The sequence below is a fragment of the Streptomyces sp. SID1328 genome (assembly GCF_009865595.1).
Lineage (GTDB): Bacteria > Actinomycetota > Actinomycetes > Streptomycetales > Streptomycetaceae > Streptomyces > Streptomyces griseoluteus.
Window position 1 is genome coordinate 1 of sequence record NZ_WWKH01000013.1, and the last position, 3763, is coordinate 3763.

Below are 3763 nucleotides of genomic sequence, written 5' to 3' on the forward strand. Positions count from 1 at the left end.
TACCGGGACCGGGGCACCGCGCCGTTCACCGAGGACGACCTGCGCCTCGCCGACGAGCTGACGCGGCACACGGCGGTGTGCCTGGACAACGCCCGGCTGTACACGCGGGAGCGGTCGGTGGCCCGTATCCTCCAGCTCAGTCTGCGGCCGGCCCACGTTCCGGGGCACAGCGCGGTGGCCACCGCCCACAGCTATGTGCCGAGCAGCACCAGCGGGGACTGGTTCGACATCATCCCGCTGTCCGGGGCGCGGGTGGCGCTGGTCGTCGGGGAGCCGACCACACGGGGCATCCGGGCGGCCGTCACCATGGGCGGTCTGCGGGCCGCCATCGGCGCGCTGGCCTCGCTCGACCTGACGCCCGAGGAACTGCTGGAGCGGCTGCACGACCTGGTGGGCCGGCTGGACGCGGAGGAGTCGCGGCACCCGGACGAGTCCCAGGACAGCCTGCGCGCGGGCACCACGTGTCTGTACGCGGTCTACGACCCGGTGGCGCAGCGGTGCACGGTGGCCAGCGCGGGCCATCCGCCGCCCGTCGTGGCCCGGCCCGACGAGCCGGCGACCTTCGCGCAGGTCCCGGTCGGCCCGGCGCTGGGCCGGGGCGCGCCCCGCTACCGCGTGGGGCACTTCGACGTGCCGGCGGGCACGCTGATGGTGCTGTGCAACCCGGTGCTGCTGCGGGACTCGAGCCCCGATTCCGGTGACCAACTGACCCGGCTCAACAGCGCGTTGCAACCACGGGACCGCCCCCTGCCGGACATCTGCGATGCCCTGCTGCACGATCTGGCGCCGGACCGTCCGGGCGACGACGGGGTACTGCTGGTCGCCCGCACCCTCGCCCTGGGCGCCGACAAGGTGGCCTCCTGGTCGCTGCCGAACGAGCCGCAGGCGGTGTCGCTGGCCCGCGAGCGCACCGAGGAACGGCTGAGGCACTGGCATCTGGCGGACCTCGCGTTCACCGCGACCCTGGTGGTCAGCGAGCTGGTGACCAACGCGGTCCGCTACTCCACGGGACCGATCCGGCTGCGGCTGGTCCGCGACCGGGCCCTGATCATCGAGGTCACCGACGACAGCAGCACCACCCCGCAGTTGCGGCAGGCCGAGGACGACGACGAGCACGGGCGCGGGCTGACCATCACCTCCCAGCTCACCGAGCGCTGGGGCACCCGCCGGGAGCACCGGGGCAAGACCATCTGGGCCGAACTCCCCATCGATAATTGAGAGTTGGGGTGTGAAAGGTGTGACGGGACCGGTCGCCGGGCGCCTTCCGTGACGGGTGCGGTGTGGTGGACACTGCGCTCCACGCATTCCCGCGCTCCCACCCCCCATCACAGCCGAGGGCCGCCTCCATGCCGACCGCTCCCCGTTCCCTGCGCCTGGCCGCCACCGCCGCCGGGCTGCTGCTCGCCTCCAGCATGACCATCACGGCACACGCCGCACCGGTACCGACACCGGCCCCGGTCGCGCACGCCGCGACACAGGCGGCCGCCGACTGGTCGGCCCCGCTGTCGACGCAGGGCCGGTACATCGTGGACAGCCGGGGCAACCGGTTCCGGCTGAGGGCCGCCAACTGGGACGGCGCACAGGGTTCCTACAACGGCAGCGGCAGCCTGGACGACCCGGCCAGCCACCACGCGGGCCAGAACGCGCACGACATCCCGCTCGGCCTCGACCGGGTCCCGATCGCCCGACTGCTCTCCGACTTCCGGGAGCTGGGCGTCAACACCATTCGGCTGCCGTTCTCCAACGAGCTGGTCCACCGCACAACACCCGTACCGGACGCGGCGGTCACCGCCAACCCGCAGTTGCGCGGCAAGACCCCGCTCCAGGTGTACGACGCGGTCGTGGACGCGCTCAGCCAGGCCGGATTCGCCGTCATCCTGAACAACCACACCAACACCTCCCGCTGGTGCTGCGGCATCGACGGCAACGAACGCTGGAACAGCAGCCAGTCCACGCAACAGTGGGCGGACGACTGGGTCTTCATGGCCCGCCGCTACGCGTCCGTGCCCGGTGTCGTCGGCGCCGACCTGTACAACGAGGTCCGCCGGGACGTCCTGGACGACCCCAACTGGGGCCTGGGCGACGCCCACGACTGGTACGCGGCGGCCCAGACGGCCGGCGACCGCATCCTCACCGAGGCCAACCCCGGACTGCTCATCGTGATCGAGGGCATCAACTGGACCGGCGTCCCGGTCGACGGACTCCCGCACGGGCGCCCGCAGCTGACCCCGGCCCGCACCCTCTCCCACACCCTGGTCGACTCCCACAAGCTGGTCTACTCGGCGCACTTCTACGGCTACACCGGCCCCCGGCACAGCGGCGCCACCGGCATCGGCGAGACGCACGACGCCCGCTACCAGGACCTGTCCCGTGAGGAGTTGGACGCGGCGCTCACCGACGAGGCGTTCTTCGCGGAGGAGTCCGGCCGCCACTACACCGCGCCGGTGTGGATCAGCGAGTTCGGCGCCGGGGCCGGGGAGACCAACCCGGCGACCCGCGCCTGGTTCGGCAACATCACCGACTACTTCACCGATCACGACGCCGACTTCGCGTACTGGCCGCTGGTCGGCTTCGAGGGCCACGACGACTGGGCGCTGCTCCGCTACGACGAGAGCGGCCGCCGCTCCGGGCTCCTCGACTCCGGCGACTGGCGGGCCCCGGCCTGGCGGCACCTGATGGACACTCCGGGGAAGACCGGGCCCGTCCCGACGGCCGCCGTGTGGAAGATGCTGAACACCGACCACGGGGACGCGGTGGCGTCGCTGCGGGTGCGGAACACCGGCGACTGGGACTCGGGTGCGTACAAGGCGGCCTGCCCGGACGGGCTGCGGCTGACCGGGCTGAGCCACACGGGCGGGCGCGGGCTGTGCACGGAAGCGGGGGCCGCCGGTCTCCGCGCGGCGGACGGTGCGCAGAGCGTCGTCAAGGACGAGCGGTTCGTCTCCGGCGGCGACTGGGCGTCCGGGTACACCAAGCTGCAGTGCCCGTCCGGCGCGTTCCTGATCGGGTACAGCCTGCGCGGCGAGCGGGTGTCGGCGGCGCTGTGCGCACCGGGCCGGTCGGCGCTCGGGGGCAGCGGGCGGACCGTGTGGTTCGACCGCTCGGACGACCGGCCCTCGGACGGCGCGGGCGGCGAGTTCGCCGAGGGCGCGTACAAAGGCCAGTGCGCGGTGAACGAGTACGCGGCCGGGATCGCCTTCACCACGCGCCTCGGCGCCCGGCAGGGCCCGGCGGCACTGCTGTGCCGGACCCTCCCGTAACGGGGACTCAGCCGGGGTCGGTGACTTCGAAGGAGAGGTCGTTGTCGACCGTGTAGTAGGGGCGGACGAGTTGGCCGCCATCGGACGCGGCCGCGTACACGAAGGAGTGTTTGCGGTCCGCCACGTCGTCCAGGACGCGGCCCACCCGGACGGGGGCCGCGTCGGCGGTGGGCAGGACGTGGACGTCCCAGTAGCGCACGGCCACGCCCGTGAGGTCCGCGTGGTCGACGGTGAACCGGAAACCCCGGCCGTCCCCGTCGACGCTCGGGCTCAGGGTGCGCTCCTCGCGGCTGCGGCGCCCGCGCAGCCGTACGACGGCGTCCTCGCCCAGCTCCGTGCCGTGCAGGCGCGCGGTGACGGCGGTGGCCTTGTCGCCGACCTCGATCGGCCCGGCCTCCGCGTGCGCCGGGCGCAGCCAGGCCCGTACGGCGAGGAAGCCGTCCAGCGCCCGGTACGGGATGCGGACCGCCACCGGGGACGGCCGGTCGGTACGGGCGCCGTCG

General features: G+C 73.3%; 2 protein-coding genes and 1 pseudogene. 2 read left to right on the forward strand and 1 reads right to left on the reverse strand.

Features of this window, described 5'->3' with window-relative positions; translation table 11 throughout:
• Both GT030_RS00525 and GT030_RS00530 read left to right on the forward strand, forming a co-directional pair.
• Nucleotides 1-1218 (forward strand): ATP-binding SpoIIE family protein phosphatase (locus GT030_RS00525; protein WP_161199296.1); only part of this gene is annotated, 1218 nt, incomplete at its 5' end.
• Nucleotides 1219-1346: 128 nt separating this feature from the next.
• Nucleotides 1347-3260 (forward strand): cellulase family glycosylhydrolase, encoded by a 1914-nt coding sequence (locus GT030_RS00530; RefSeq protein WP_161199297.1) that lies wholly within the window; start codon nt 1347-1349, stop codon nt 3258-3260.
• A 7-nt stretch (nt 3261-3267) separates the two neighbouring features.
• Here the strand turns inward: GT030_RS00530 and GT030_RS00535 are convergent.
• Nucleotides 3268-3763: pseudogene (locus GT030_RS00535) on the reverse strand (transferase); the annotation flags it as partial.

Excerpts from the sequence above, each read along its gene's own strand:
- GT030_RS00530 (WP_161199297.1), top strand. The coding sequence starts at position 1,347 with ATGCCGACCGCTCCCCGTTCCCTGCGCCTGGCCGCCACCGCCGCCGGG.